Annotated in this window: 18 protein-coding genes and 1 pseudogene; 7 read left to right on the top strand and 12 right to left on the bottom strand. The window is 73.1% G+C overall.

The window, feature by feature from the left end:
• Positions 1-60 precede the first annotated feature (60 nt).
• On the top strand, positions 61-483 hold the full coding sequence (locus EDD32_RS03730; RefSeq protein WP_123914725.1) for an EamA family transporter: 423 nt from the start codon (positions 61-63) through the stop codon (positions 481-483).
• Positions 484-845: 362 nt separating this feature from the next.
• Here the strand turns inward: EDD32_RS03730 and EDD32_RS03725 are convergent, their stop codons facing one another.
• Together EDD32_RS03725 and EDD32_RS03720 are read right to left on the bottom strand one after the other, a co-directional pair.
• Positions 846-1616: an LLM class F420-dependent oxidoreductase gene (locus EDD32_RS03725; protein WP_123914723.1), complete on the bottom strand. Its 771-nt coding sequence runs from the start codon at positions 1614-1616 to the stop codon at positions 846-848.
• Positions 1617-1650: 34 nt separating this feature from the next.
• A complete protein-coding gene (locus tag EDD32_RS03720) occupies positions 1651-2265 on the bottom strand; it encodes a dihydrofolate reductase family protein (RefSeq protein ID WP_123914721.1) in 615 nt (204 codons plus the stop codon).
• A gap of 354 nt (positions 2266-2619) precedes the next feature.
• Between EDD32_RS03720 and EDD32_RS19745 the strand changes: the two genes are divergently transcribed.
• Positions 2620-3024, top strand: a complete 405-nt coding sequence (locus EDD32_RS19745; RefSeq protein WP_123914719.1) for a ClpX C4-type zinc finger protein — start codon at positions 2620-2622, stop codon at positions 3022-3024.
• A gap of 524 nt (positions 3025-3548) precedes the next feature.
• A complete protein-coding gene (locus EDD32_RS19040) occupies positions 3549-4640 on the top strand; it encodes a hypothetical protein (protein ID WP_211338712.1) in 1092 nt (363 codons plus the stop codon).
• Between the two features lie 86 nt (positions 4641-4726).
• Here the strand turns inward: EDD32_RS19040 and EDD32_RS20095 are convergent.
• Positions 4727-5435, bottom strand: a pseudogene (locus EDD32_RS20095) (substrate-binding domain-containing protein); the annotation flags it as partial.
• 532 nt (positions 5436-5967) lie between these two features.
• On the opposite strand from EDD32_RS20095, the gene EDD32_RS03700 reads away from it, so the two are divergent.
• Positions 5968-8565 (top strand): glycoside hydrolase family 5 protein, encoded by a 2598-nt coding sequence (locus EDD32_RS03700; RefSeq protein ID WP_170175193.1) that lies wholly within the window; start codon positions 5968-5970, stop codon positions 8563-8565.
• Between the two features lie 108 nt (positions 8566-8673).
• On the opposite strand, the gene EDD32_RS03695 is transcribed toward EDD32_RS03700, so the two are convergent.
• From EDD32_RS03695 to EDD32_RS03675, 5 genes are all read right to left on the bottom strand, one after another.
• Positions 8674-9783: an SGNH/GDSL hydrolase family protein gene (locus EDD32_RS03695; RefSeq protein WP_123914715.1), complete on the bottom strand. Its 1110-nt coding sequence runs from the start codon at positions 9781-9783 to the stop codon at positions 8674-8676.
• Positions 9783-10673 carry a carbohydrate ABC transporter permease gene (locus EDD32_RS03690; RefSeq protein ID WP_123914713.1) on the bottom strand — a complete coding sequence of 297 codons (891 nt, stop codon included), beginning with the start codon at positions 10671-10673 and terminating at the stop codon, positions 9783-9785. The genes EDD32_RS03695 and EDD32_RS03690 overlap by 1 nt, the downstream gene beginning before the upstream one ends.
• Complete coding sequence (locus tag EDD32_RS03685) at positions 10670-11614, bottom strand: carbohydrate ABC transporter permease (protein ID WP_246005964.1); 945 nt, start codon at positions 11612-11614, stop codon at positions 10670-10672. The genes EDD32_RS03690 and EDD32_RS03685 overlap by 4 nt, the downstream gene beginning before the upstream one ends.
• Positions 11611-12927, bottom strand: coding sequence for an ABC transporter substrate-binding protein (locus EDD32_RS03680; RefSeq protein ID WP_123914711.1), 1317 nt, complete (start codon positions 12925-12927; stop codon positions 11611-11613). The genes EDD32_RS03685 and EDD32_RS03680 overlap by 4 nt, the downstream gene beginning before the upstream one ends.
• Before the next feature lie 131 nt (positions 12928-13058).
• Positions 13059-14126, bottom strand: coding sequence for a LacI family DNA-binding transcriptional regulator (locus tag EDD32_RS03675; protein WP_123914709.1), 1068 nt, complete (start codon positions 14124-14126; stop codon positions 13059-13061).
• Positions 14127-14289: 163 nt separating this feature from the next.
• Here EDD32_RS03675 and EDD32_RS03670 point away from each other — a divergent pair, with 163 nt between their 5' ends.
• Positions 14290-16887: a glycoside hydrolase family 2 protein gene (locus tag EDD32_RS03670; RefSeq protein WP_123914707.1), complete on the top strand. Its 2598-nt coding sequence runs from the start codon at positions 14290-14292 to the stop codon at positions 16885-16887.
• Between the two features lie 61 nt (positions 16888-16948).
• Here the strand turns inward: EDD32_RS03670 and EDD32_RS03665 are convergent, their stop codons facing one another.
• From EDD32_RS03665 to EDD32_RS03650, 4 genes are read right to left on the bottom strand one after another with little or no spacing between them, the layout of a single operon-like run.
• Entirely contained in the window at positions 16949-17995 is a 1047-nt protein-coding gene (locus EDD32_RS03665) for a Gfo/Idh/MocA family protein (protein WP_123914705.1), read from the bottom strand.
• Positions 17992-19089 (bottom strand): enolase C-terminal domain-like protein, encoded by a 1098-nt coding sequence (locus tag EDD32_RS03660; protein ID WP_123914703.1) that lies wholly within the window; start codon positions 19087-19089, stop codon positions 17992-17994. Before EDD32_RS03660 ends, EDD32_RS03665 begins: the two co-directional genes overlap by 4 nt.
• Positions 19086-21644, bottom strand: a complete 2559-nt coding sequence (locus EDD32_RS03655; RefSeq protein WP_123914701.1) for a hypothetical protein — start codon at positions 21642-21644, stop codon at positions 19086-19088. The genes EDD32_RS03660 and EDD32_RS03655 overlap by 4 nt, the downstream gene beginning before the upstream one ends.
• A complete protein-coding gene (locus EDD32_RS03650; RefSeq protein ID WP_123914699.1) occupies positions 21641-22426 on the bottom strand; it encodes an IclR family transcriptional regulator in 786 nt (261 codons plus the stop codon). Before EDD32_RS03650 ends, EDD32_RS03655 begins: the two co-directional genes overlap by 4 nt.
• A 64-nt stretch (positions 22427-22490) precedes the next feature.
• Here EDD32_RS03650 and EDD32_RS03645 point away from each other — a divergent pair, with 64 nt between their 5' ends.
• Together EDD32_RS03645 and EDD32_RS03640 are read left to right on the top strand one after the other, a co-directional pair.
• Positions 22491-23402, top strand: coding sequence for an amidohydrolase family protein (locus tag EDD32_RS03645; RefSeq protein WP_123914697.1), 912 nt, complete (start codon positions 22491-22493; stop codon positions 23400-23402).
• Between the two features lie 41 nt (positions 23403-23443).
• Complete coding sequence (locus EDD32_RS03640) at positions 23444-24289, top strand: fumarylacetoacetate hydrolase family protein (protein ID WP_123914695.1); 846 nt, start codon at positions 23444-23446, stop codon at positions 24287-24289.

The following is a 24289-nucleotide window of genomic DNA, read 5'->3' as shown; positions in this document are numbered from 1 at the left end:
CAGGCCGAGAACGCCGCCGCGGGCGGGCAGGCGCCCCCGGTCGGCCGCAGCATCGAGCAGGTGAGCACCGCGGCGTTCGACCGGCTCACCGGCGGGGTCGCCGTGGCGCTCGTGGCGCTGGTCCTGGTGCGGCTGCTCGCCGGCCGCCGGGCCTGGGCGAAGGCCGCACTGGCCCCCGCCCCCGGCGTGGTCGGCGGCCGCGGACCGCGCACGGAGCTCGGCCCGCTCGGCAACCGCCTGCCCGACCGGGCCTGGTTCTGGGTGGGCGCCAACGCCCTCTTCGGACCCATCCTCGGCGTCACCGCCATGGTGTGGGCGCTGCAGACCATGCAGCCGGGCGTCGTCCAGGCGGTGGCCGCGATGGCACCGCTCATCGCGATCCCGTTCGCGCGGTGGCTCGAGGGGTACCGGCCGCCCACCGGGTACTACCCCGGCGCCGTCATCGCGGTGGTCGGGCTCGCAGGGCTGGCGCTGAGCGCCTGAGGCAGGAGACGCTCAGCGCCCTACCTGCGCGCGCCCACTGTCACCGATGTCCTGAGACATGGCGGTCGAAGCCGGCCAGTGGCCCGAGCCGACGGACGGCGTTCGAGCCGGGCGACGGCGTTCGAGCCGGGCGTCGATGGCCCCAGCCGGTTCACCAGGTTGCTCAGATGGCTGTCGATAACGACCATTTGAGCAACCTCGTGCCCGCCGCTCGTCCCGCCACCCGGCCCACCGGCGCACGGGGTGCTGAGGTGGCTGTCAATCGCGACCAATTCAGCAACCGTGTCGGCCGACGGGGTCCGCCCCGGCTGACGAGCCTGCTGAGATGGTCGTCAATCGCGACCGATCGAGCAGACTCGTGCTCACCGAGCGTCGCGCCACGCGACCCACCGGCGCATCAGGTCGAGGTCGTAGTCCGGTCCGCTGCTGCCGATGGTGAACAGGGTGACGCCGGCGTCGAGGAGGCCCTCGGCCACGTCCTCGGGACGGCGGCGCACCGCGGTGGACCGTTCGATCCGGGACGGGTCGCGCCCGACGTCGGCGCAGTGCCGGTCGAGCACCGCGCTCTTGTGCCGGATCGTCTCGAGGGAGCCGAAGGCGTGCCAGATGTCGGCGTGCTCCGCGGTGTAGCGCAGCGTCTTGCGCTCCCCGCCACCGCCGACGAGCACCGGGATCTCCCGCGTGGGCGCCGGGTTGAGACGCTCCCATCGCGACCGGATCCTGGGGAGAGCCTGCCGCAGGTCGGCGAGACGGGTGCCGGGCGTGCCGAAGTCGTAGCCGTACTCGCGGTAGTCCCGCTCGAACCATCCCGCGCCGATGCCGAGGATGAGCCGGCCGCCGCTGATGTGGTCGACGGTGCGCGCCATGTCGGCCAGGAGCTCAGGATTGCGGTAGCTGTTGCACGTGACGAGCGCGCCGATCTCGACCCGGCTCGTGGCCTCGGCCCACGCGCCGAGCATGGTCCAGCACTCGAAGTGCTTGCCGTCCGGGTCGCCGTCGAGCGGGAAGAAGTGGTCCCAGTTGAAGACGACGTCGACGCCCGCGTCCTCGGCACGCGCGACGGCGTCCCGGATCTGCGGGTAGTCCGCGTGCTGCGGCTGGAGCTGGACGGCGATGCGCACGGGTCGTTCCATGCAGGGATCCTGCCACCCGTGGTCGTGGCCGGCGCTACGGAGCCTGCCCAGCCGGACCGGCGCTACCGTCGTGCTCGCCGGTCGCCTCGGAGCCGGCAGCTCTCACGGCGTAGACCAGGCGGGCGAACTGTCCGACGGCGGTCGCCGAGACCAGCCGGAGCCGGTCCGACTCCACCCGACGGGGGAGGAGCGGGGCCCCGCCCGTCAGCGCGACCGGCGCCACGGACAGTGCGATCTCGTCGAGCGCGCCGGCGTCGAGGAACTGACCGGCGAGGTCGCCCCCGCCCACCACCCAGATGTCGCCGTCGCCGGCGGCACGGCGGATCTCGGGGAGCACGTCCGCCACCGCACCGGAGACGAAGCGCACGTCGGCGCCGGCGGGCACCGGCAGGTCGCGGGTGGTGAAGACGAAAGTCGGCTTCTCGCCGTGGAACTCCCGCCACTTCTCGGGGTGGGCGAGGATGTCCTGCTCGGCGAGGATCCACTCGTACGTCGTCGAGCCCTCGACGAGCACCGCGGCGCCGGAGGGGAACAGCTCGTCGTCGGGCGTCTCGCCGTTCTCGACGGCGAACAACCAGGCGAGCGAGTTGTCCTCGTCGGCGATCCAGCCGTTGATGCTCGTGGCGGTGTCGAACACGATGCGGCCCATGGACCTGAGCGTAGAGCGGGGGCCCGGCTACGGGCAGACATCAGTGGACCCCGGGACGCAACGAGATTGCTCAAATGGTCGTAGATCACGACGATTTGAGCAATCTCGTGCCGTGGGCGGGGGGCCGTGGACCATGCGGTCGTGGCGGTGCTCGCGGTCTCCGGACGCACTGCGGTGGCCATCGTTCCCGAGCCCGAGCCCGAGCCCGAGCCCGAGCCCGAGCTAGAGCCCGAGCCGGAGCCGCGGGGTCCGGTCGGCGCAGCAGGCGACCGCGTGCCGGCACATCCTGGCGACACCATGCCGTAAGGTCGAACCTGACACGTCAGGAGGTCCCTGACGGCTGGGGGATCACTGATGGCGCGTTCGGAGGAAGTCGCGGTATCGATGCGCTGCTCGTTCTGCGGCAAGGCGGCGCACGAGGTCGCCAAGGTGATCGCGGGGCCCGGCGTCTACATCTGCAACATCTGTGTGGACCTCTGCCGGGACATCCTCGCGGCCGACGCGGCAGCCACCGGCAGCCCGGTCGACGGCGCGGGCGTCGAGGTGCCCGACACCCGGCTGGCCGTCTGGGACGACATGACCGACGAGCAGCTGCTCGAGTACCTGCCCCGCATCGTCGCGGCCTCGGACCAGGTCGCCTCCGGGCTGCGCGAGTGTGTGGGCAGGCTGCGTGACCACGGCGTCACATGGGCGCGGATCGGTGCGGCCCTCGGCATGACGAGGCAGTCCGCCTGGGAGCGCTTCTCCGGCGAGGAGTGAGCTGGACGTCTCGTTGCAGGTCAAAGGACGTCCCAGCGGCGAGCTGACAGCCGGCCACCCCCGGACGCCCTGGCTGAGTCCGAGATCGTGGACGCTGACGCCGGTCCATCTTGAGCCAATCTTGAGGTGGGAATTCCCGCCATTGAGCCGCTACCGGCGCTCCATTGCCCGTTTCCTCAATTTTCCCCAAATGTGACGTCCGCGCGCTGAGGGAATCTTCAGGTAATCCCGACCCCCCTCGCTGCGCGATGCAGCGCCTAGCCCCATAACGTCATTGACGTGGGAAGTGACAGCCGCTCAGCAAGAATCAGCGGCCCTTCTTGCGTCATTTGTGGGGGACAAGAATTGGGGAGACAGAAGCTGTGAAGAACACCTTGAGGGGCGCCTCGGTAGCGACGGCGATCCTGATCGCCGGAGCTCTTTCCGTCCCTGCCTACGCCAACAACGGTCGCGGACAGGACGAGGTCCAGGACCCCAGGGTCACGCTGTGCCAGGCAACCGCCTCGGCGAAGAACCCTTACGTCATGATCACGGTCGACGCTGCTTCGGCCTACAACGGTCACCTCGGCAGCGGCGACGTCGTGCCCGTCTTCACGTACCTCGGCCAGACCTACGGCCCGTTCGGCGACCAGAGCATCCTGGCCGCCGGCTGCGCGGTTGTCGTCGAGGAGCCGCCGGCCGAGGAGCCCCCGGTTGAGGAGCCGCCTGCTGAGGAGCCTCCGGCCGAGGAGCCGCCTGCTGAGGAGCCTCCGGCCGAGGAGCCGCCCGCTGAGGAGCCCCCGGCCGAGGAGCCGCCGGCTGAGGAGCCCCCGGCCGAGGAGCCCCCGGCCGAGGAGCCCCCGGCCGAGGAGCCGCCCGCCGAGGAGCCCCCGGCCGAGGAGCCGCCCGCCGAGGAGCCCCCGGCCGAGGAGCCGCCGGCTGAGGTGCCCCCGGTCGAGGAGCCCGGCGACGGAGGCGCACTGCCCGACGAGCAGACGCCGGAGCCCCCCGCCGTCGAGCCGGCAGACCCCAAGGTCACGATCTGCCAGGCCACCGCCTCGGAGCAGAACCCCTACGTGACGATCACGGTCGACGCTGCCGCCGCCTACAACGGGCACCTCGGTGGCGACGACATCGTCCCGGTCTTCACCTACCTCGGTGAGACCTACGGCCCCTTCGGTGACCAGGACATCCTCGCCGCCGGCTGCGCCGTCGCCGACGAGGAGCCGCCCGTCGAGGAGGAGCCGCCGGCCGAGCCCCCGGTCGACGTCCCGGACGGCGGCACCTCGCCGGACGACCAGACGCCGGACCCCGAGACGCCGGTCGACGAGACGCCCGACCCGACGACCCCGGTCGACGAGACGCCCGACCCGACGACACCCTCGACGCCGGTCGACACCGGCACGTCCGACGTCGAGGAGGGCCGCATGGATGAGCCCGCCTCCCGCTCGCTCGACGGACTCGTCGGCCGAGCCCCGGTCACCACGCCCGTCGTGACCGAGTCCGCCGTCGCCGCCAGGACCGTGACCGTGAAGACGCTGCCCAACACCGGCGGCACCACGGGCCCCCTCGCCATCGCGGCCCTCGCCGCCGTGGCCCTGGGTGCTGCGATGATCCGCCGCAGCGCCCGCGTCTGACCACCGCGCACGGCCGAGACCGGCCCTTCCCCGCACAGGGGGAGGGCCGGTCTTTCGTCACCGGGCAGGTGGCGCCGTGGGTTCCGTCACCCGGCGGGCGGCGCCGTGGAGTCCCGGACCACCAGGGACGTCGGGACGAGGGTCCGGCCCGCCTCGGGCCCGTGTCCCTCGATCTGGCGCAGCGCCTTGTCCACGCAGCGCCGGCCGACCTGGGCGAAGTCCTGGTGGATCGTCGTCAGCGGCGGGCAGTAGGACGCCGCCTCCGGGACGTCGTCGAACCCGACCACGCTCAGCTGTTGCGGCACCGCGAACCCCCGTTCGCGCAGCGCGCGGAGGATGCCCAGGGCCATCTGGTCGTTCGCCGCGAACACGGCCGTGCACTCGGCGGGAAGGGCCAGCCCGGCCTGGTAGCCGGACGCGGACGACCAGTCGCCGTGCAACATGCGGGGCACTGTCCGGCCGTGCGACCGCAGGGGTCTCGGCCCAGGCGGCCGCCCGGCGCTGGGCGGCGAGGGACCCGTCCGGCCCGGCCACGTGCCAGACCGTCTCGTGCCCGAGCCCGAGCAGGTGCTCGACCGCCTGACGGGAGCCGTCCGCCTGGTCGGTGTCGACGACCGTGTACTGCTCGTCGGCGTCGGAGTCGACCACCACGACGTTCGCGTCCGGCGGCAGCGTGATCCGGACGGCGTCGAGGAGGTGGACCTCCATGGCCACGATCACGGCGTCGACGGCGAGCTCGCCCAGCCGGGTGAAGGCTCCCCGGACCAGACCCTGGGTGCCGACCCCTACGCCGAGGTCGTCGTGACCCAGCCGACGCGGTCGGACCCCACGGCCACGGTGACCGTGACCAGCGGGACGGCGCCCAGGAGCGGACCTGCACGGTCCAGCTGGCGGGCTAGGACAAGGGCCGGGCGCCGCGCGAGCGCGATCCCCGGTCCTCCCGCGGGTAGGGCTCACGCCGGCGGATCGGGGAAGCCGACACAGCGGCCGGCGCGCAGGAGAACGGAGCGGCGGGGTGGGCGAGGCGTCCACCCCGCCGCTTCGTCCTGCCCAGCGATGACCGACCGGCGCTCACCGCCCGGTACCGAGACGCCCGAAGTGGAGCACCGGACCGCCGCGAAGGAGGAGCGTCGGCCCGCCGGGACGGAAGGTGTTGACCCCCGCGCAATCATCTCCCTAAACTGCGCTAAACCGCTTTAGGAGAATGGCCGGTCTGTTCCAGATCAGGAACATTCCTGCGCGCCATTTCTCTGACGCGGACGTGCCCGGTCGTGCTCTCCGACACGGCCGAACTCGATGGAGAGGGAGACCGATGGAGAACGCCGGCATGACGAGGCGAACGATGCTCAAGGGGGCGGGGGTCGTGGTTGCGACGTCGGCGATCGCCTCCGCCACGGCGGCGCCGGCCGCCGCTGCGCCGACGACGTGGATCGACGTCGTCGGGCACTTCGAGTCCCGCCACGAGCCGTGGGCGGTGCATCTCGGCAACGAGTACGGAGCGGCCACCGCCACCTTCGAGCGTGACGCCACCGTGTCTGCCGTGGGGGAGCGGTCCGGGAAGCTCACCGCCGACTTCTCCGCCGCCGGACGCTATGTCGCCCTGCGCAAGACTCTGGACCACCTCGACATCACGAAGGTCACCTTCGCCGTGATGAGCCAGGGAGCCAGCCGGGTGCAGGTCCGGCTCGTGAGCGGCTCGAACGTCCTGCGCAACACCCAGGTCAACATCCCCGCCTCGCCGGGGTCCTGGACGCCCGTCGAGGTCACCCACTTCAACAACATCGCCGGGATGGAGGACGTCGTCCGGCTGGAGCTGCAGGTGTGGAAGGACCACCTCGGTGGCCGCACGGCCGCCACCGTGTGGTTCGACGACGTCCGTGTCGAGCACACCGTCAGCCCCGTGGTCCCCGCGTCGCTCGAGACCAGCGGGCTGCCCGTGGTTCTCACCGACGACGTCGACCTCGTCCCGCTCGTCGTCCGGGCGCAGTACGACGGCGGGTCCGCCATGGACGTCACCCAGCACTCCACCCTGACGAGCTCCGACCCGGCCGTCCTGCGGATCGACCCCTACGGGTACCTCACGCCTGTCGCGGCGGGCACCGCGGAGATCGGGATCGACCACCTCGGTGTCGTCCAGAGCTTCCCGATCGAGGTGCGGGTCCCGCGCGAGCTGGTCATGCCCACCGTCGTCGACGGGCGTCTGCTCGAGGGTGACCGCCCGCTGGGCTTCACCGGCTTCAACTACGACCTCATGATGCTCGGCTTCCCACGGCGGGCCGACTGGACCGGGCTCGACGCAGACATCGCGCTCATGGCCTACTGGGGCCTCGGGGCTGTGCGGGTCCCGCTCAACCTCGGCATGGTCCAGCCCGCGCGGGGGGTCTTCCCCGACGACGACGCCTGGGCGGGCGAGATGACCTCCCGCGGGATGAATCCCGAGTGGATGGACATGCTGGACCACTTCGTCGAGCGGGCCGGGCGTCACGGCGTCCGCCTCATCCTCGACTGGCACCGGTTCCCGGTCGACCCCTACGACTACTGGAGCGGCGGCCGCACCCAGGACGCCGGTACCGGCAAGGACGGAACCGCCTTCGCCTACCTCGCGCCCTCGCTCACCGAGCGCGGAACCCTGAACATGTCCGACCCTGCCCACCTCGACGCGCTGCTGGACGCGCACCGGTGGCTGGCCGCGCACTTCCGTGGCAGCCCGGGACTGCTCGGCATCGAGGTGCCGCACAACGAGCCCCACGACGCCTACATGTCCGTCCAGGCCAACTGGCGCCGCGTCACCGAGCGCGCCGCCCTCGCGGTGAAGGCGGGCGATCCGGACCGGCTGACCTTCGCCATGGCGCCGGCGTACGGGCACGACGTCTCGACGGCTGCCCCGACCTGGCAGCTGCCCGGCGTCGTCGACGGCAACGCGCCGCACCACTACATGCCCAACGCGCCCATCGAGCCGCGCCCGGACGCCCCCGACCGGCACTCGCCCTGGCTCGCCCGCGACGTCGACGAGGTGTTCTCCCACGCGATCGCCTCGCTCTTCGCCCCGTACTCGACCTCCCGGGCGCCGGTGTACAACGGCGAGGGCGGCAGCTACGGGTGGGACTCCTTCCTCCCCGACCTCACCAACGTCGAGGCGGCCGAGCTCATGATCGAGGCCGGACTCGCGCAGTACTACGCGGCCGGCGCCGTCGGTCAGCTGCACTGGGCGCTGTGGCACAACGCCAAGGACTTCGTGCCGTTCGAGGAGATCTTCGACCGGCTCTACCGTCGCTATGCCCCCGTGTACGCCGCCGGACCGGTGGACTGGCGTGCGGCGCCGGTCGCCCTCGTGCAGAACCCGGCCGCGGTGCCGGTCTCCAACGGCCACAACTGGTCGGTGGTGCCGTTCGTACGGCTGACCCTCGACCTCCACCTCCCCACGTTCCACCTGCTCACCGACGACGAGATCATCGACACGATGCTCACCCAGGTCCCGACCGGCTTGGAGCAGGTGGACGGCCTCAGCGCCGAGTTCGCCTACAAGGCCGTGGTCGTCGACCGCCGCAACCTCGACGAGCGCGTCCGCTCGGTCCTCGACCGCGAGGACCTCGGTGTCCCGGTGCTGTGGCTCGACGACGTCGCCACCCTCACACGCGAGGACCTCGCGCGCTTCCTCACCGGCGCGGGTGTGCCGGTGGACCAGAAGACCGGGACGGACTTCCAGCTCATCGAGGGACCTGAGCACCTCGTCGTCTACCGGCGCGCGGCCAAGAACCCCGCGCGGACCCGGATCTTCCCCAGGGTGCGGCGCGACGGCAGCTTCCGCCTCGTCGCCGAGGACGGCGGCGTCGCCTACGAGGGCAACGCGGGGACGCTCCTGGCCCGCGGTCTCGATCTCGAGCTCGAGCAGTGGCACAGCGTGATCCTGCGCATCGAAAGCTGAGGCTCGGTCCCGCCCGAACCCCGCGACCGGTTCCGCCCGAACCCCGCGACCCCCGGCCCCGAACCGGGGGTCGCGGTCTGTTCGGCCCAGCACCGCCGGAGACCGCTGCTACGGGAGGGCGAGGTCCCAGAGAGCGCGCGCGGCGCCGGCGGCCGCTGCGGCGTGCCCGGCGGCGCTGAGGTGGACCCCGTCGTCGGTGCAGCCGGGTAGCCATCGTCCGTCGGCGCCGACAGCGGCCGCGAGGTCGATGAACCCGGTGAGGGGCTCCGGCAGGGTGCGCACCCAGTCGTTGACCCGCTCGCGCACCGCGAGCCCGGCGTCGGGCCGCTGCCCCGCGGTGGTCCGCCACCCGTCCGAGGACAGCGTCACCGGCGGCAGCGTGCAGGCGACCACCGGGCGCCCGGCACCGCTGAGGAGGCGCCAGAGCGCCGTGAGGCGCCGCTGCATCTCGGGCAGGTCCGGTCCGCCGCCCTGCAGGTCGTTGGTGCCCAGGGCGGCGACGGCGAGGGTCGGGTCGGTCCAGCGCAGCAACGTGAGCCGGTCGGCGAGACCGTCGGGTGTGGACGCGCCCAGCGCCGTGGCGCCGCTGACCGAGAGGTTGACGTGGGGGATCCGGGACGGCTCCAGGGCACGCCGCACCCAGCCGCGGTGCCGGGCGGAGCCGCGGACGTCGCCGAAGCCGACCGCGTTGGAGTCGCCGGCCACGAAGACAACGGGTGCCGTCGCCGCACCCTCGCCGAGGACCTGCCACGGCCCATATCCGTGCCGGGGCGGCGCGCCGGGGCCGGACGCCTCGACCTGCTCGCCGGCGAGGACGTCCGGCTCTGGGCCGAGCGGGATGCGACCACCGGCTTGGACGGTCGCTGTCGTCCGCGACGTCAGCACCTCACCGGCGGTGACGACGACGCGCACGTGGTCGGACAGGACGACCGCCCCCGGCGCCAGCAGCACCGACTCCCCACCGTCGAACCGGACCGGCACGGATCGGCCCCCAGGACGGGCGAGCCCGGCCCGGACCTCGATGGGGTCCGGGCCGGGCTCGTCGTGGCCGAGTCGGTTGTGACGGTTGGCGAAGACCAGACGCAGCCCGGCGGCGTCCTCGAGCACCTCGTGGTGGAGGGTCGTCGTGATCGACGTCGCCCGGCCGTCGGTGAGGTTGTCCGGCTCGGCGACCCGCACGAGGAGGTGGACGTTCGTGCCCACCGGGCGCAGCGTCATCAGCCCTTCAGGCCGCCGGCGAAGCCCTGGATGATGTGCCTCTGGAGGAAGAAGTACACGATGAGCACCGGCAGGGCCGCCACCACCATGCCCGCGAAGATGAGGCCCCACTCGCTGGCGAACTCGCCCTGGAAGGAGAACACCGCCACCGGCAGCGTCCGGTTGTCGGTGCCGGCCAGGTAGAGCAGCGGGGTGAGGAAGTCGTTCCAGGTGTTGATGGTGTTGACGATGATCACCGTGCCGGTGACCGGCCGCAGCAGCGGGAAGACCACCCGGGAGTAGGTCTGCCACCAGCTCGCGCCGTCGATCTTCGCGGCCTCCTCGAAGGTGGGGGACTGGGTCTTGAGGAACCCGGTGTAGAGGAAGACCGTCATCGGCATGAGTGAGCCGACGTAGAAGATCATCAGGGACGCGTGGGACTGCAGCAGCCCCGCGTCGCGCATGAGCATGTACAGCGGCACCATGCCCAGCTGGCCGGGGATCATCATCCCCAGGAGGAACAGCATGAGCTTGGGCCCGGACGTCCGGCGGCTGCCGCGGACGATGGCGTAGGCCGCCATGGAGCCGACGAGGATGGCGACGGTGATGCTCACGGTCGTGATGAGGAGGCTGTTGATCATGGCGCGGCCGATGGCCGCCTCGGTCCACGCCGTCGCGTAGTTGCCCAGGAACATCGACGCCGGCGGGGTCACCGTCGACGCCGCGATCTCCGACGTCGTCTTGAACGACATCGAGACCATGATGTAGAGCGGGAAGAGGTAGGCGATGGTGATCGGCACCATGACGATCTCGAGCAGCGGCCGGCCGTAGCCGTACCGACGGCGCCGGGCCGGCCGGTGCTCGGTCGTGGACGGGGCCGGGATCGGGGCCTGGCTCAGGGTCGCGGTCATGCCTCGACCTCCCCTCTGCGGGTGACGGAGATCTGGAGGAAGACGATGAAGGCCACGATCATCGTCAGGACCAGGGCGATCGCCGAGCCGTAGCCGTACTCGCCGTAGACGAACGCCTCGCGGTACATGATCAGCGACAAGGTCTGGGTGGAGACCCCAGGGCCGCCACCGGTCATGACGAAGACCTGGTCGAAGAGCTTGAGCGACGACGTCATGGTCAGAGCGGTCACGATCGTGGTCGCCTGCCCGAGGAGCGGGCGGGTCACGGACCAGAACCGGCGCACCGGGCCGGCGCCGTCGAGCGCGGCCGCCTCGTACAGCTCCTCGGGGATCCCCTGCAGGCCGGCGAGGAAGATGACCATCGACATCCCGACGTGGTGCCAGATGACGCTGGCGATGATCGCCCACAGGGCGATGTCGGCGTTGCCCAGCCAGCTCTGGCGCAGGGCCTCCAGGCCCAGCCCGTCCAGGACCGTGTCGAGCGGGCCGTTCGGGGTGTAGATGTACTGCCAGAGCAGACCGGTGATGACCGGCGGCAGCATCATGGGCGCGAAGAACAGGGTGCGCAGGAGGTTGCGGCCGCGGATCGCCGAGCTCAGCGCGAGGGCGAGCAGGAGACCGAGGCCCGTCTGGACCACCGTGAGGCTCACCGCGATGAGGAGGGTGTTGCGCAGGGAGGCGATCGCCGCCTCGTCGGCGAGCAGCCGGCGGAAGTTCTCCAGCCCGGTCCAGCCGGCGTCGGCGCCGCCGCGCCAGTCGGTGAACGCGTACAGGCCACCGGCGACCGAGGGGTAGAGCACCACCACGAGGTAGAAGGCCAGCGCCGGCAGGAGGAACCACTGGGGCACCAGGCGCAGGTGGCCGGCCCGCCGCGGCCGGCCGGGTGCCCCGGAGGGGGACCGCACGGCGGCGGCCCCCCTCACGGCGAGCGTCGTGCTCACGACATGCTCTCCTCGTAGGCGGCGTCGAGGGCGGCGAGGAGGTCGTCGATGCTCTTGGAGCCGTCGACCACCTGCTGGCCGGTCTCCATCAGCGCCACCGCGACCTGCCCGCCGGGCCACACGTGGTTGGCGAACGGCGTGGTGCGGCCCTCGGAGAGGAAGGGCTGGACCGTCTCGTTGAGCGCGTTGTCCACGGGCTCGGCGTTGGTCAGCGCCGGGATGGCGCCGGTGTCGGCGGCCCAGGCGGCGGTGCGCTCGGGCTCGGCGATGTAGTCGAGGAAGGCCAGCGCCGCGGCCTCGTTCTCCGCGTCGCCGTTGACGACGAGGTAGTCCGGGGTGAAGGGGATGTGGGTCTCGGCGGCGTCGTCGGTCGCCGGGATCGCGAAGGAACCCATGCGGTCCTCCCCGCCGGACATGAAGCCGGCGAGGACCGGGGAGGCGGCGGAGGGCATGACCACGATCGCGGCCTCGCCGTTGCCCACGGACTGCATGGCCGGGTCGCCCGGCATCCCGAGCGGGTCGGGGGTGGTGTAGCCGTCCTCGATGAGCCCGAAGAACAGCTCGAACGTCTCGCGCCACCCCTCGGACTCGGCGAAGGAGGTCTCGCCGGCCTCGAGCTGCTCGTAGAAGTCGGGCTCCTGGCCGTTGACGAGCGTCGCGGACAGCGCGTACGGCAGGAACTGGATGATGTAGTTGTCCGCCAGGCCCAGCGCCAGCGGGACCTTGCCGGCCGCCTTGAGCTGGTCGGCGACCTCGATGAACTCCGACCACGTGGTGGGCGGCTCCACCCCGACCTCCTCGAAGACGTCCTTGTTGTAGAACGCGAGGATCGCCTGGCCGTAGGTGGGGAACGCGTAGGTGGCGCCGTCGAGCACCTGCAGCGGCGCGAACGACTCGGGCACGTACTGCGCCCACTCCTGGTCGGAGAGGTCCCGCAGTGCGCCCTCCGTGGCGAGGTTGAGCACGGACGACGGCGCGGCGTAGCCCGGGGCGGAGCGGAAGAGGTCCGGCGCGGTGCCGGAGGTGATCTGGATCCGCAGCTGCTCGCCCAGGGCGCCCGCCTCGGCGAACGTGCCGTCGATGGACACGCCCGTCTCGGCCTCGAAGTCGTCCATGAACAGCTCGAGGCCACGCTCGCTCGTCGTGGCCAGGGCGAGGGTGCCGCCGAGCTCGGCGGTCTCGGACCCACCGCCCGCGGTGGTGCCCGCCGCGCCCGGCTCGTTGCCGCTGCTGCCCGCGCAGGCCGCGAGCAGTGTCACGGTCAGGGCGGCGCTCGCCGTCGCGATGCCGCGACGCCTGTTCAGTACACGCATGATGGTCCTCGGATCCTTCTCGTCGTTGAGTGACTGTCTGGGGGGCGTGCGGGGTTGGCCGGTACGCGCAGTCAACGACTAAAGGGCTTTAGTTGTCAAGGGGCTCGCCGTTCGCCGTGCAGGTTCCACGCTCAGCGGACCGGTGCCGGACCGGTGCTCTGGCGGGCGACGAGCGTCGTCGTGGTCCCCTGCAGGCTGCGCGGGGCGCCCCCGTCGATCGTGCGCACGAGCTCCTGCGCGGCGAGCCGCCCGTACCCCGCGATGTCGCGGTGCAGGGCCGTGAGCGAGGGGCGCAGGAGGGTGGCGGCCGCGCCGTCGTCCCAGGCGAGGACCGAGATGTCGCCCGGGACGGACATGCCCAGCTGGGCGAGGTTGGCGGTGAGCTGCACCGCCACCTCGAGGTCCTCGACGATGACGGCGGTGAGGGGGTCGGTGCCGCGCCGGGCGAGGTCCCGGATCTCCTCCGCCCCGTGCTGGTCGTGGGTGAGGGTGCGCTGCTCGGTCCGCATGGCGTGCGCGGCGAGCGCGTCGCGGTAGGCCCGCTCGCGGATCGCGTAGTGCAGGAGGTGCGAGTCGCCGCTCATGCGGCCGACGTTGCGGTGGCCCAGCCCGGCGAGGTGCTCGACGGCGAGTGTGGTGGCGGCGGCGTCGTCGGTCCAGACGCAGCCCAGCGCCGAGCGGTCGCGCACGTCGCCGACGACGACGGCGGGCAGGTCCAGGGACTCCAGTGCGGCGAACCGCGGGTCGTCGGTCTCGGGATTGATGACGAGCACGCCGTCCACGCGGCGTTCGCCGAGCCAGCGGTCGTACAGCGCCGACTCGGCCTCCAGGTCCGCGACCGTGTGGAGGATGAGGAGGACGTCGCGCTCGGCGAGCTCGGCCTGGACGCCGGCGAGGAAGTGCCCGCCGAAGCTCGCCGACCACAGTGGCTGCTCGGGCTCGCGGATGGTGACCACGCCGATCGCGCCCGACCGGGCGGTCGAGAGGGCGTGGGCGGCATAGTTCGGCCGCCAGTTCGCCTCCTTGGCGACGGCGAGGATGCGCTCACGCGTCTCCGGCGAGATCCCGGGCCGGCCGTTGAGGGCGAAGGAGACCGCCGAGGGGGAGACCTGCGCCCGCGCTGCGATGTCGGCGATCGTCAGCCGTCGCGGCCGGCCGGCCGGACCGCCCGTGGTGGGCGGGCTCGCAGTGGTCTCCATGGACGCAGCGTAACGACGCGCCGTCTGCGGACGGGCCGCGACGGCCTGACGTCACTAAACCGCTTTACAACCCGTGGTCGTTCGGGCTACGCTCGCCCGGTGGGTGCCGTTCGCGGGGCTGGCCGGCTCATCGACTTCCTCCCCACACCAGCGGAGCACACCCGTGAACACCCCAGCCCCGGCGCCCCGCGCGCCCGAGCCCACCTCCACCGACCTCGGCGGACGGTGGACGTGCCGCGCCCTCGCCGGTCCGGTCCCCGCCGAGCTGGCGGACCGCCTGCGGGCGGGAATCCCTGGCACGGTGCCCGGCGTCGTCCACCTCGACCTCCTCGCGGCCGGCCTCATCCCGGACCCGTACGTCGGTGAGAACGAGGCTCGGCTCACCTGGGTCGGGCGCACCGACTGGGAGTACTCCCGCAGCTTCGAGCACGTCCCCGACGGGCACGACCGCCACGAGCTGGTCGCCGCGGGCCTGGACACCGTCGCGACGATCTGGCTCAACGACGCCGAGGTGGGCCGGACGCAGAACCACCACCGTGGCTACCGTTTCGACGTCGCCCACCTGCTCCGGCCCGGGACCAACCACGTGCGGGTCGTCATCACCTCCGCCCTGGAGGAGGCGGAGCGGCGCGAGGCGGAGCTGGGCGCGCGGCCGCACTCCAACCCGCACCCCTTCAACGCGCTGCGCAAGCCGGCCTACGCCTTCGGCTGGGACTGGGGGCCGGAGCTCGTCACCGCGGGGATCTGGCGCACGATCCGCCTCGAGGGCCGCTCCACCGCTCGCCTCTCCGCCGTCCGCCCGCTGACGTCCTACGGCGTCGACGGCGCCCGGCTGGACCTCCGGGCCGAGATCGACCAGCCCGCTCCGGGCCACACCATCACCGTCGAGGTCCGCGGGACCGGCGAGGTGGGTGCCACCAGCACGGTCCTCGTCTCCGCGACCACGGTCGCCGGTGCGGGGGAGACCCAGGTCGAGCTGGCTGTGCCGGGCGCCGCACCGTGGTGGCCGCGCAGCCACGGCGGGCAGCCCCTCTACCCCGTCACCGTCACCCTCGCCGGCCCCGACGGCGCGGTCGTGGACGTGTGGACCGGACGTGTGGGCTTCCGCACCGTCACCATCGACACCAGCCCCGACGAGGTCGGGAACAGCTTCGTGATCCGGGTCAACGGCACGGACATCTACGTCCGTGGCGCGAACTGGATCCCCGACGACACCTACCTGCCGCGGGTCGACCGCGCGTCCCTCGCCACCTCCCTGGCCGACGCCGTCGAGGCGAACATGAACCTGCTGCGGGTCTGGGGCGGGGGCATCTACGAGTCCGACGACTTCTACGGCCTGTGCGACGAGCTCGGCCTCCTGGTCTGGCAGGACTTCACCCTCGCCTGCGCCGCCTACTCCGAGGACGCGTCCCTGGCGGAGGAGCTGGAGGCCGAGGCCCGGGAGGCCGTGACGCGGTTGTGCGCCCACCCGTCCCTCGCCCTGCTCAACGGCGGCAACGAGAACATCTGGGGCTGGGCCGACTGGGGCTGGCGCGCCGCCCTGCGCGGCGCGACCTGGGGCGAGGGCTACTACACGCGGCTCCTCCCCGACGTCGTGGCCGAGCTCGCCCCCGGTGTCCCGTACTGCGAGGGCAGCCCCTACTCGTTCGACCGGTACCTCCACCCCAACGACGACGTCAACGGCACCATGCACATCTGGGACGTCTGGAACCGCCGCGACTACACCGCCTACCGCGACTACCGCCCCCGGTTCGTCTCGGAGTTCGGCTTCCAGGGCCCGCCGGCGTTCTCGACGCTGGAGTCGGTCGTGCGGGACGAGCCCCGCTCGCCCCACGGCCCGCAGATGCTCGTCCACCAGAAGGCCGAGGACGGCAACGGCAAGCTCGAGCGCGGGCTGGGGGATCACCTGCCGCTGCCGGCCGACTACGTCGACTGGCACTGGGCCACCCAGCTCAACCAGGCGCGGGCCGTGCGGTACGGCATCGAGCACTTCCGCTCGCTCGCGCCGTACAACACCGGTGCGGTGATGTGGCAGCTCAACGACTGCTGGCCGGTGGTCTCCTGGGCGGCGGTCGACTCCCACAGGATCCGCAAGCCCCTGTGGTTCGCCCTGCGGGAGGTCTTCGCCGACCGGCTGGTCACCGTCCAGTCGCGTGACGGCTCGCCCGCCGTCGTCCTGCACAACGAGACCGACGAGCCGTGGCGCGCCGCGGTGACCGTACGGCGGCTGCGTCTCGACGGCGCGACCCTCGCCGTCGCCGAGATGCCGGCCGAGGTGGGTCCCCGGGGCAGTGCCACACTCCCGCTACCGCCCGCCCTCACGGTCGCCGCCGACCCCACCGCCGAGGTCCTCGTGGCCGACGCGGCCACCGGGGAGCGGGGCCTGTGGTACTTCGCCGAGGACACCTGTCTGGCCCTGTCCGCCGACGCCGCCGAGGTCTCCGCGGAACCGGCTGAGGGCGGGTACGTCGTGCAGGTCCGTGCGCGCGCCCTGGTCAAGGACCTCACCCTGCTCGTCGACCATGCGGACCCCGGCGCCACCGTCGACCGTGCCCTCGTCACCCTGCTGCCGGGCGAGAGCGCCGAGCTGCGCGTCCGCAGCAGCGCGCGGCTCGACCCGGCGGCCCTGACCACGCGTCCGGTGCTGCGGACGGCGAACGACCTCGTCGCCGCTCCGTCGGCGACCGAGGTGGCCCCGGAGGTCGTGGCAGCAGCTTCCGTGCGCGAGACGGCCGAGGTGTCCGTCGGCGGAGGTCTGTGACGGAAGGCCGGCACGGCCATCCGACGTCCCTCGTGCTCAGGCACGGTGGCCGCCGGAGGCGTCAGCGGACCGAGGCGACCTCGGTCATCGTGCTGGTACGCGCGGCGACGAGCAGGGCCTCGGTGGCGGCGACCGCGGCCGCCGCGTCACCGCCCGGACCGAGGTTCTCCCCGCGGCCCAGGACCAGGTCGACGAACGCCCGGACCGGCTCGCCCGCGCGGTAGGCGGGCTCGTGCTGGCCCGGCTCGCGCACCACCTGGCTGCCGTCAGCCCGGTGCAGGGTGACCCTCGCGCGGTGGAGGTCCTGCTCCACCACGCCGTCGGTGCCGAGGTAGCGCAGGTGCTGGCGGGCGGGCAGGTGCGCACCCGTCGCCCCGGAGGAGACGGCGACGCCGGTGGCGCCGCCGCGCAGCCGGAAGGCGGCGACGTCGTCGACGTCGACCGAGAGCCCCTGGTGCTCGGTGAACGCGCACACCTGGGCCACCTCGTCGCCCGTCACCCAGCACAGCATGCCGAGCGCGTGGGTGAGCTGGGTGTGTGCCTGCCCCCCGCCGTTCGCCGCGGAGTAGGCCTCCGGGTGCTGGCCGGCGACGGTCCGGGCAGGGTGCTCCGTCTCGGCCGCGGCGTAGAGCGCGCCGGCCCGGGAGGCGAACTCCACGGTCACCTGGACCAGTCGCCCGATCTGCGTGCGGACCGCCTCCCGGGCGAAGAACGCGCCGGGCTCGAACTGGTGGGTGTAGCCCACGCTCAGGTGGACCGCCGCGGCCTCGGCGCGCCGCAGCAGGTCCACGGCATCGGCCCGGGTGAGGGTCATCGGCTTCTCGACGAACGTGTGCAGGCCGGCGTCGAGGGCGGTGGCCGCGGCCGCGTGGTGCGCGGCGCTCGGGGTGGCGACGACGACGGCGTCGAGCCCGCCCGCCTCCACGGCCTCGGCGAGCGTGGTGAACGTCCGGGCGCCGGCGGGGCCGGCGAGCGCCGCGGCCCGTTCCGGCACCGGGTCGCACACGGCGACGACGCGCGCGTCCGGGTGCGCGAGGAGGGCGGGGAGGTGGTGGGTTCCGGCCCACCAGCCCGCGCCGACGACGGCCAGCCGCACCGGCGCGGTCATCCGAAGCCCGCCGCACGCTTGTCGGTCCCGGCGCCGGGGACGTCGGTCACGGTCGGCACGACCGCCGGCGCGCCGGCTCCCACGAGCACCTCGGTGAGGACGTTCGGCCCCAGGGCGGAGAGCAGGTGCAGCGCCCACGGGTGCATCGCGGCGTTGTGCGGGGCGAACGTCACCCCGCGGCGCACGGCCACCTCCCCGAGCGTCCGTGCGACGCTGAGGCCGCCGCACCAGGTGACGTCGCTCTGCAGCACGTCCACGCAGCGGCCCTCGAGGAGGGCCAGCCCCTCCGTCAGACCGAAGGCGTGCTCCCCGGCGGCCACGCCCACCGGGCCGAGGCGGGCGCGCAGCTCCGCGTGCCCGGCGAGGTCGTCCCGGGCGAGCGGCTCCTCGACCCAGCCGAGCCCCAGCCCGGCGGCCTCCGCGGCGAACCGCAGGACGTAGGGCACGTCCCACGACATGAAGCAGTCGACCGCCAGCGGGATGTGCCCGGGGACGAGGCGGCGCACCTCGGCGAGCCGATCGAGGTTGTCCCGCAGGTGCGCGGGGCCGTCGGCGGGACCGTACGCCATGGGCACCTTGACGTACCGGGTGCCGGCGAGCAGGTCGGCGTCGACCTCGGCGAGGGTGTCGGGATGCGGGGCGGTGACGTAGTACGGCAACGGGCCGGACCGGCCGCCGAGGAGGCGGTGGAGGGGCGCTCCCAGCGACCGCGCCTGGAGGTCCCACAGGGCGAGCTCGACGGCGGAGACGGCCATGGCCGCGGCTCCGCCGGCGGCGTAGGGCTCGGCCGCGCGGCGCAGCTGCTCGGCCGCCGCGGCGGGGCCCGTGCCGGTGCGGGGCAGGAGGGTGACCAGGTGGTCCACGACGGCCTCGACGGCCGTGCCGCCGCGGGTCTGCCCGATGCCGAACACCTCCGGGTCGTCGGTGCCGAGGTAGAGCCAGACGAGGTCGCTGCCCGGCCCGCGCCAGCTGGAGCGGCGCTCGGCGAACGCGGGGTAGGGGGACATCGGGGTGGAGATCCGGCTCTCGTCCAGCCACGTGCCCGCCGAGAACGGTGCGGTGCGCACCATGACGTCGGTGATGCGCAGGCTCATCGTTCCTCCCAGGCCAGGGTCAGGGTGCCGGTCACACCGGTCAGGTGCCGTGCCGCCGCGCCGGACGCCCGTCGCACGTCGTCGGCGGTGGCGAGCTCGTCGAGATCGAACGGGACGTCGTCGACGTCGACCCGCACCTCGGCCGCCGACGGCGGAAGCAGGAGGGTGACGGTGGCGTCCACCAGCCCGGTCACCCGCATCGCCCGGGTCATGTGCGCGGGGTACGGCGCGATCTCCCGGCAGCGCAGCACCCCGGCCGTGGCCTGGTCGACGAGCACCCGGCACTCGGCGCGGAAGGACTTGGGCAGCTGGTAGGTGGCCGTCGCGCCGTCGTACCAGCACTCCTGGTGGTTGAGCAGCGGCGCCCCGGCCGGCAGGGCCAGGCTCAGCCGCGTGGTGGTGTCCGGCAGGTAGCCGGTGAACCAGTAGGCGCCGGCCGAACGGTGCACGGCGTGCACGGCGCGCCCGGCGGCCGGCGTGCGCAGCTCGTGAGCGACGTGCAGCCCACCTCGGCGGAGCAGGTCGCGCAGGAGGGCAGCGGGGTCGGCAAGGGCGGCACGGTCGTGGGGGACGTGCGCACGGCGGCCCTGGGCGTCCGGGTCGGCGTACCGGAACGGCGAGGAGCCGCGCACCCACCGGACCTCACCGGCCCCGAGAGGACGCGCCGTGGCGTAGGCGCGGGCCTGGCCGGCGGGCCCGGGGGCCATGCGGGCCGGGCGGGCGGGCCTGCGGTCCGTCACCGAGGCGAGGACCTGCGTGCCGGGCGCCGCGACCTCCCGGACCGGGCCGCCGGAGAGGTGGGGCACGTGGCGGACGGTCGTCGGCAGCGCACCGCCGGGCACGACGTCGGAGCCGAGCGTCGAGACCAGGGTGAGGTCGCCATCGAGGCCGTCGAGACCGTCGAGGCCATCGAGGCCATCGAGGCCGTCGAGACCGTCGTCGGCGACCGCGACGCCGAGCAGCCCCCGGGCCGCCGACGAGGCACCGTCGAGCGCGCCGTAGGCGATCAGGGTGCCGCCGCCGCGGACGTGCCCGGCCAGCACCCGCGCCACCGGCTCGCTCAGTGCGCCGACCGGGACCACGAGTGTGCGCCCGGCGAGCGCCCCCGCGGCCATCGCCCCGGCGAGGTCGTCGGTGGAGACGACCGTGTTCAGGGGCAGCCCGGCGTTGATCGCCGCGGTGAGGTACCAGTCCTCGAAGTGCGGGCGGCCGATCGTCGTCGGGTCCGCGGCCATCGCCTCGTGGTACTCCCGGAACGGGTAGACCCACACCACCGGCCCGGCCTCGTCAGGCAGCGCCTCGAGCGCGGTGGCGACGTGCGTGCCGACCTCCCGGCCACACCGTTCGTCCAGGACGCCGTGCGCGGTGTCCACCGTCAGGACGTTGACCTCCGACGCCGGCTCCACGGAGCCGTCCGCCCGGAGCCGGGCCACCGCGAGGGGGAGGTAGATGTCGAACGGCTCGCGGTGGTAGAAGTCCCACCACGGCTGCTGCCAGAACCACGGGTCGTTGGCGTAGAACCGGAACCGGAAGCCCTGCGCGCCGGCCGGGAGCACGGCCACCCGCGACATCAGCCCGGACAGCTCGATGCCGAAGTCCTCGTTGAGCGGACCCCACGGCGAGTTCGGCGGCGGGGACTCGAGGTAGCCGCGCTCGTAGACCTCCAGCGCCGGCACGGAGTCGGCGCCGATGTCGATGCCCGCGGTGTGGTTCGTCCCGCGCACCTGGACGGGGTAGGTCAGGTGCGCGGTGAGGTCGGCCCAGAACCCCAGCGCCCACTCGCGGAGCTCGCCAGTGCGCTCGGGCCGGAACCGGGTGCCGTCGAAGGACTCGCCCAGCTCGGACCACGCGTAGGAGCTGAACCCGAAGCCGTTGGACAGCCACAGGTAGTCGAACCCCAGCGCCCGGAGGTAGTCCTCGGACTGCCTGCCGAGGAGCTCCCCGAAGCTCGTCCCGGCGGGGATCCCCGCGGGGAACGCGGCGTAGGGCCGGTCGTCACCCTCGAGGACGGAGAAGTGCCGGACCATCGCGATGATCGGCCCGATCCCCACGTCCTCCCCGCGCGCCACCACCTCGGGGTGGCGGGTGAACTTGAAGTCCGACGGCGCGAACTCGGGGCCGGGGTCGAACGTGGCGCCCACCCGGGTGGGGATGCCCGCCTCGGCGCCGGCTGCCTTGATGGCGGCGACGACGCGCGCGACGTCGGCGTAGGTGATCGGTCCGGTGCCGGCGCGGTAGGGGATGGCCACCCGCTCGGGCTCCTTCTCCTCGCCGTAGGCGCTCGCGGCGGTGTTGTTGAACCCGATGAAGCGGGCCCATTCGAGCTCGTCGGTGAGGTCGCCTGCCCAGTCGAGGATCTCGCTGCCGTCGGAGACCCACAGCAGCACGGAGCACTCCTGCGCCGTGGCGAGCAGGGTGCGCCACTGGTCGAACAGGGTGCGCACCGTGTCGGTGACCGCGGCGTCGTCGAAGGAGGGGAAGGGCTTGAGGGAGACCTCGAGGTTGGCGCGGCGCAGGGGCCGGGCGATGGCGGGGCGCGCGGAAGAGGTGGTCACGACAGCTCGGTCTCCTCACCGAGTCGGGCGCCGAGCGCCGCGGCGGCGTTCTGCAGGGCTGCGCGGCACTCGGCGATGTGGGCGTCGTCGAAGCGCCGGGAGGGTCCCGAGACCGACAGGGCCGCCACCACCTCGCCGAGACGTGAGCGCACCGGCACCGCCACGCACCGGATCCCGAGGATGTACTCCCCGTCGTCCTCGGCGTAGCCGCGCTCGCGGGCCTCGGACAGGTGCTGCTCGAGGGTCGGGACGTCGGGCAGGGTCGTCTCGGTGAACCGCTCGAGGCCGTCGGGGTAGAGGGCCTCGACGGCGTCGTCGGGCAGGCCGGTCAGCAGCGCCTTGCCCAGGCCCGTGGCGTGGCAGGGCAGTCGCGCGCCGACCCGCTGGTCGAAGACGAGCGTGTGCGGGCCGAGGGCCTTGGCGATGCACACCTGGTCGCTGCCCGAGCGCACGGCCAGGCGCACGGTCTCACCGATCTCGTCGCGCACCCGGTCCATGAAGGGCCGAGCCCGCTGGCTCAGGGTCTGGGCGAGGTCGTACGCCTGGCCCACCTCCCAGGCGCGCAGCCCGAGCGTCAGGCGCAGGGTCTGCGGGTCGCGCTCGACCCAGCCCAGCTCGACGAGCGCCGAGATGACGTGGTGCACGCTCGACTTGGGCAGGCCGAGCCGGGCGGCCACCTCGGTCAGGGTGAGCGACTCGCCCGCGTCGGCGAGGAGCTCGAGGACGCGCAGCGCGCGCACCGCCGCGGGCGCGGCGAAGCGCGGGGACGACTCGTCGGACATGCTGTTCCAAACGCAGAACGGAGGTTGCGGGTTTTGAACGGAACCTACTAGCGTCCCCCGGGAGATGTCCACCGTGCCCGGCCGGGAGGAGGCCCCCGTGATCGTCGACGCCCACGTCCACGCGTGGGACCGCTGGCCCTACGACGCCGCGGTCCCCGACCCCGCCACCCGCGGCAGCGCCGCAGCGCTGCTGCACGAGATGGACGCCGCCGGGGTCGAGCGTGCCCTCGTCGTCTGCGCCGCGATCGGCGGGGAGGACCCGCGCACGGCCAACCCGGCGAACAACGCCGACGTCGCCCGTGCCGTCGCCGCCCACCCGGACCGGCTCACGGCCCTGGTCGACGTCGACTCGCGCTGGTCCGGCACCTACCACCGCCCCGGGGCGGCCGACCGGCTCGAGCGCGTCCTCGCCGAGACGGGGGCCTCGGGTGTGAGCCACTACCTCGCCGACGAGGTCGACGGCTGGTTCGAGGAGCCGGAGGGCCGGGCCTTCCTCGCCCGGGCCGCGGCCGCCGGCGTGCCGCTGAGCCTGCACGCCCGGCCGGCGTGGTTCGCGGCGCTGGGCCGGGCGCTGCGGGCCGTTCCCGGCCTCGTCGTCCTGCTCCACCACCAGGGTCACGTCGTCCCGGGCTCACCGACGTACGAGCGTGACCTCGTCGCTCTCACCGATCTCGCGGCCGTTCCGGGCGTGGCGGTCAAGGTCTCGGGGTTCCACTACCTCGCCGACCGGCCCTGGGCCTACCCCTACCCCGAGACCCATGCGGTGCTGCATGCGCTGCTCGCGGCGTTCGGGACGCACCGCCTGCTCTGGGGCTCGGACTTTCCCGTCTCGCGTCCGCACGTGACCTACCGGCAGTCGCTCGAGCTCGTCCGCGAGCTCACCGGCGGCGACGCCGACGTCCTCGGTGGCACCGCTCTGCGGCTCGTCGAGCCGGCCCGCCGTCCGATCATCCCTGCCCGGCCCGACAACGGCTGAGCACACCGGGCGCCCACCGGCGCCCCCGACCCTGGAGAACCATGAAGCTCATGCGAGTCGGCGCGTTCGGCGCCGAGCGACCGGTCGTCGAGCACGACGGCGTCACCTACGACCTCCGGCCCCTGACGGACGACGTCGACGGCGCCTTCCTGGCCGCCGACGGCATCGCTCGTACCCGTACGGCGCTGGCCGCCGGGTCGCTCCCACGCACCGACGTCGCCGGCGAGCGCGTGGGTGCCCCGGTGGCGCGCCCGCAGGCGGTGTGGTGCATCGGCATGAACTACGCCGCGCACGCCGCCGAGTCCGGGGCGACGCCCCCGGAGGTCCCGGTGCTGTTCTTCAAGACCCCCAATACGGTGGTGGGCCCCTACGACGAGGTGCTCGTGCCGCGCGGGTCGGAGAAGACCGACTGGGAGGTCGAGCTCGCCGTCGTCATCGGCCGCCGCGCGCGCTACCTCCACTCGCCGGAGGAGGCTGCCGCCCACATCGCCGGCTACACCATCTCCAACGACGTCTCCGAACGTGCCTTCCAGCTGGAGATCTCCGGGGGTCAGTGGTCCAAGGGCAAGTGCGCCGAGACCTTCAACCCCCTCGGGCCGGCGCTCGTCCCGGCCGACGAGCTCGACGTCTCCGACGTCCGGCTGACCTCGTCCGTCAACGGCGAGCCCCGTCAGGACTCGACGACGGCGGACCTCATCTTCTCGGTGCCCTACCTCGTGTGGCACCTCAGTCAGGTAGCGGTGCTGGAGCCGGGTGACGTCATCAACACCGGGACCCCGCAGGGGGTCGCGATCTCGGGGCGGTTCCCCTACCTGCGCGCCGGCGACGTCGTCGAGCTCGCCATCGAGGGCATCGGTACGCAGCGTCAGGTGCTCGCGCAGGCCTGA

Source organism: Georgenia muralis (assembly GCF_003814705.1).
Lineage (GTDB): Bacteria > Actinomycetota > Actinomycetes > Actinomycetales > Actinomycetaceae > Georgenia > Georgenia muralis.
The sequence above is the reverse complement of the archived record's forward strand: the minus strand, read 5'-3'. Positions and strand labels throughout refer to the sequence as shown.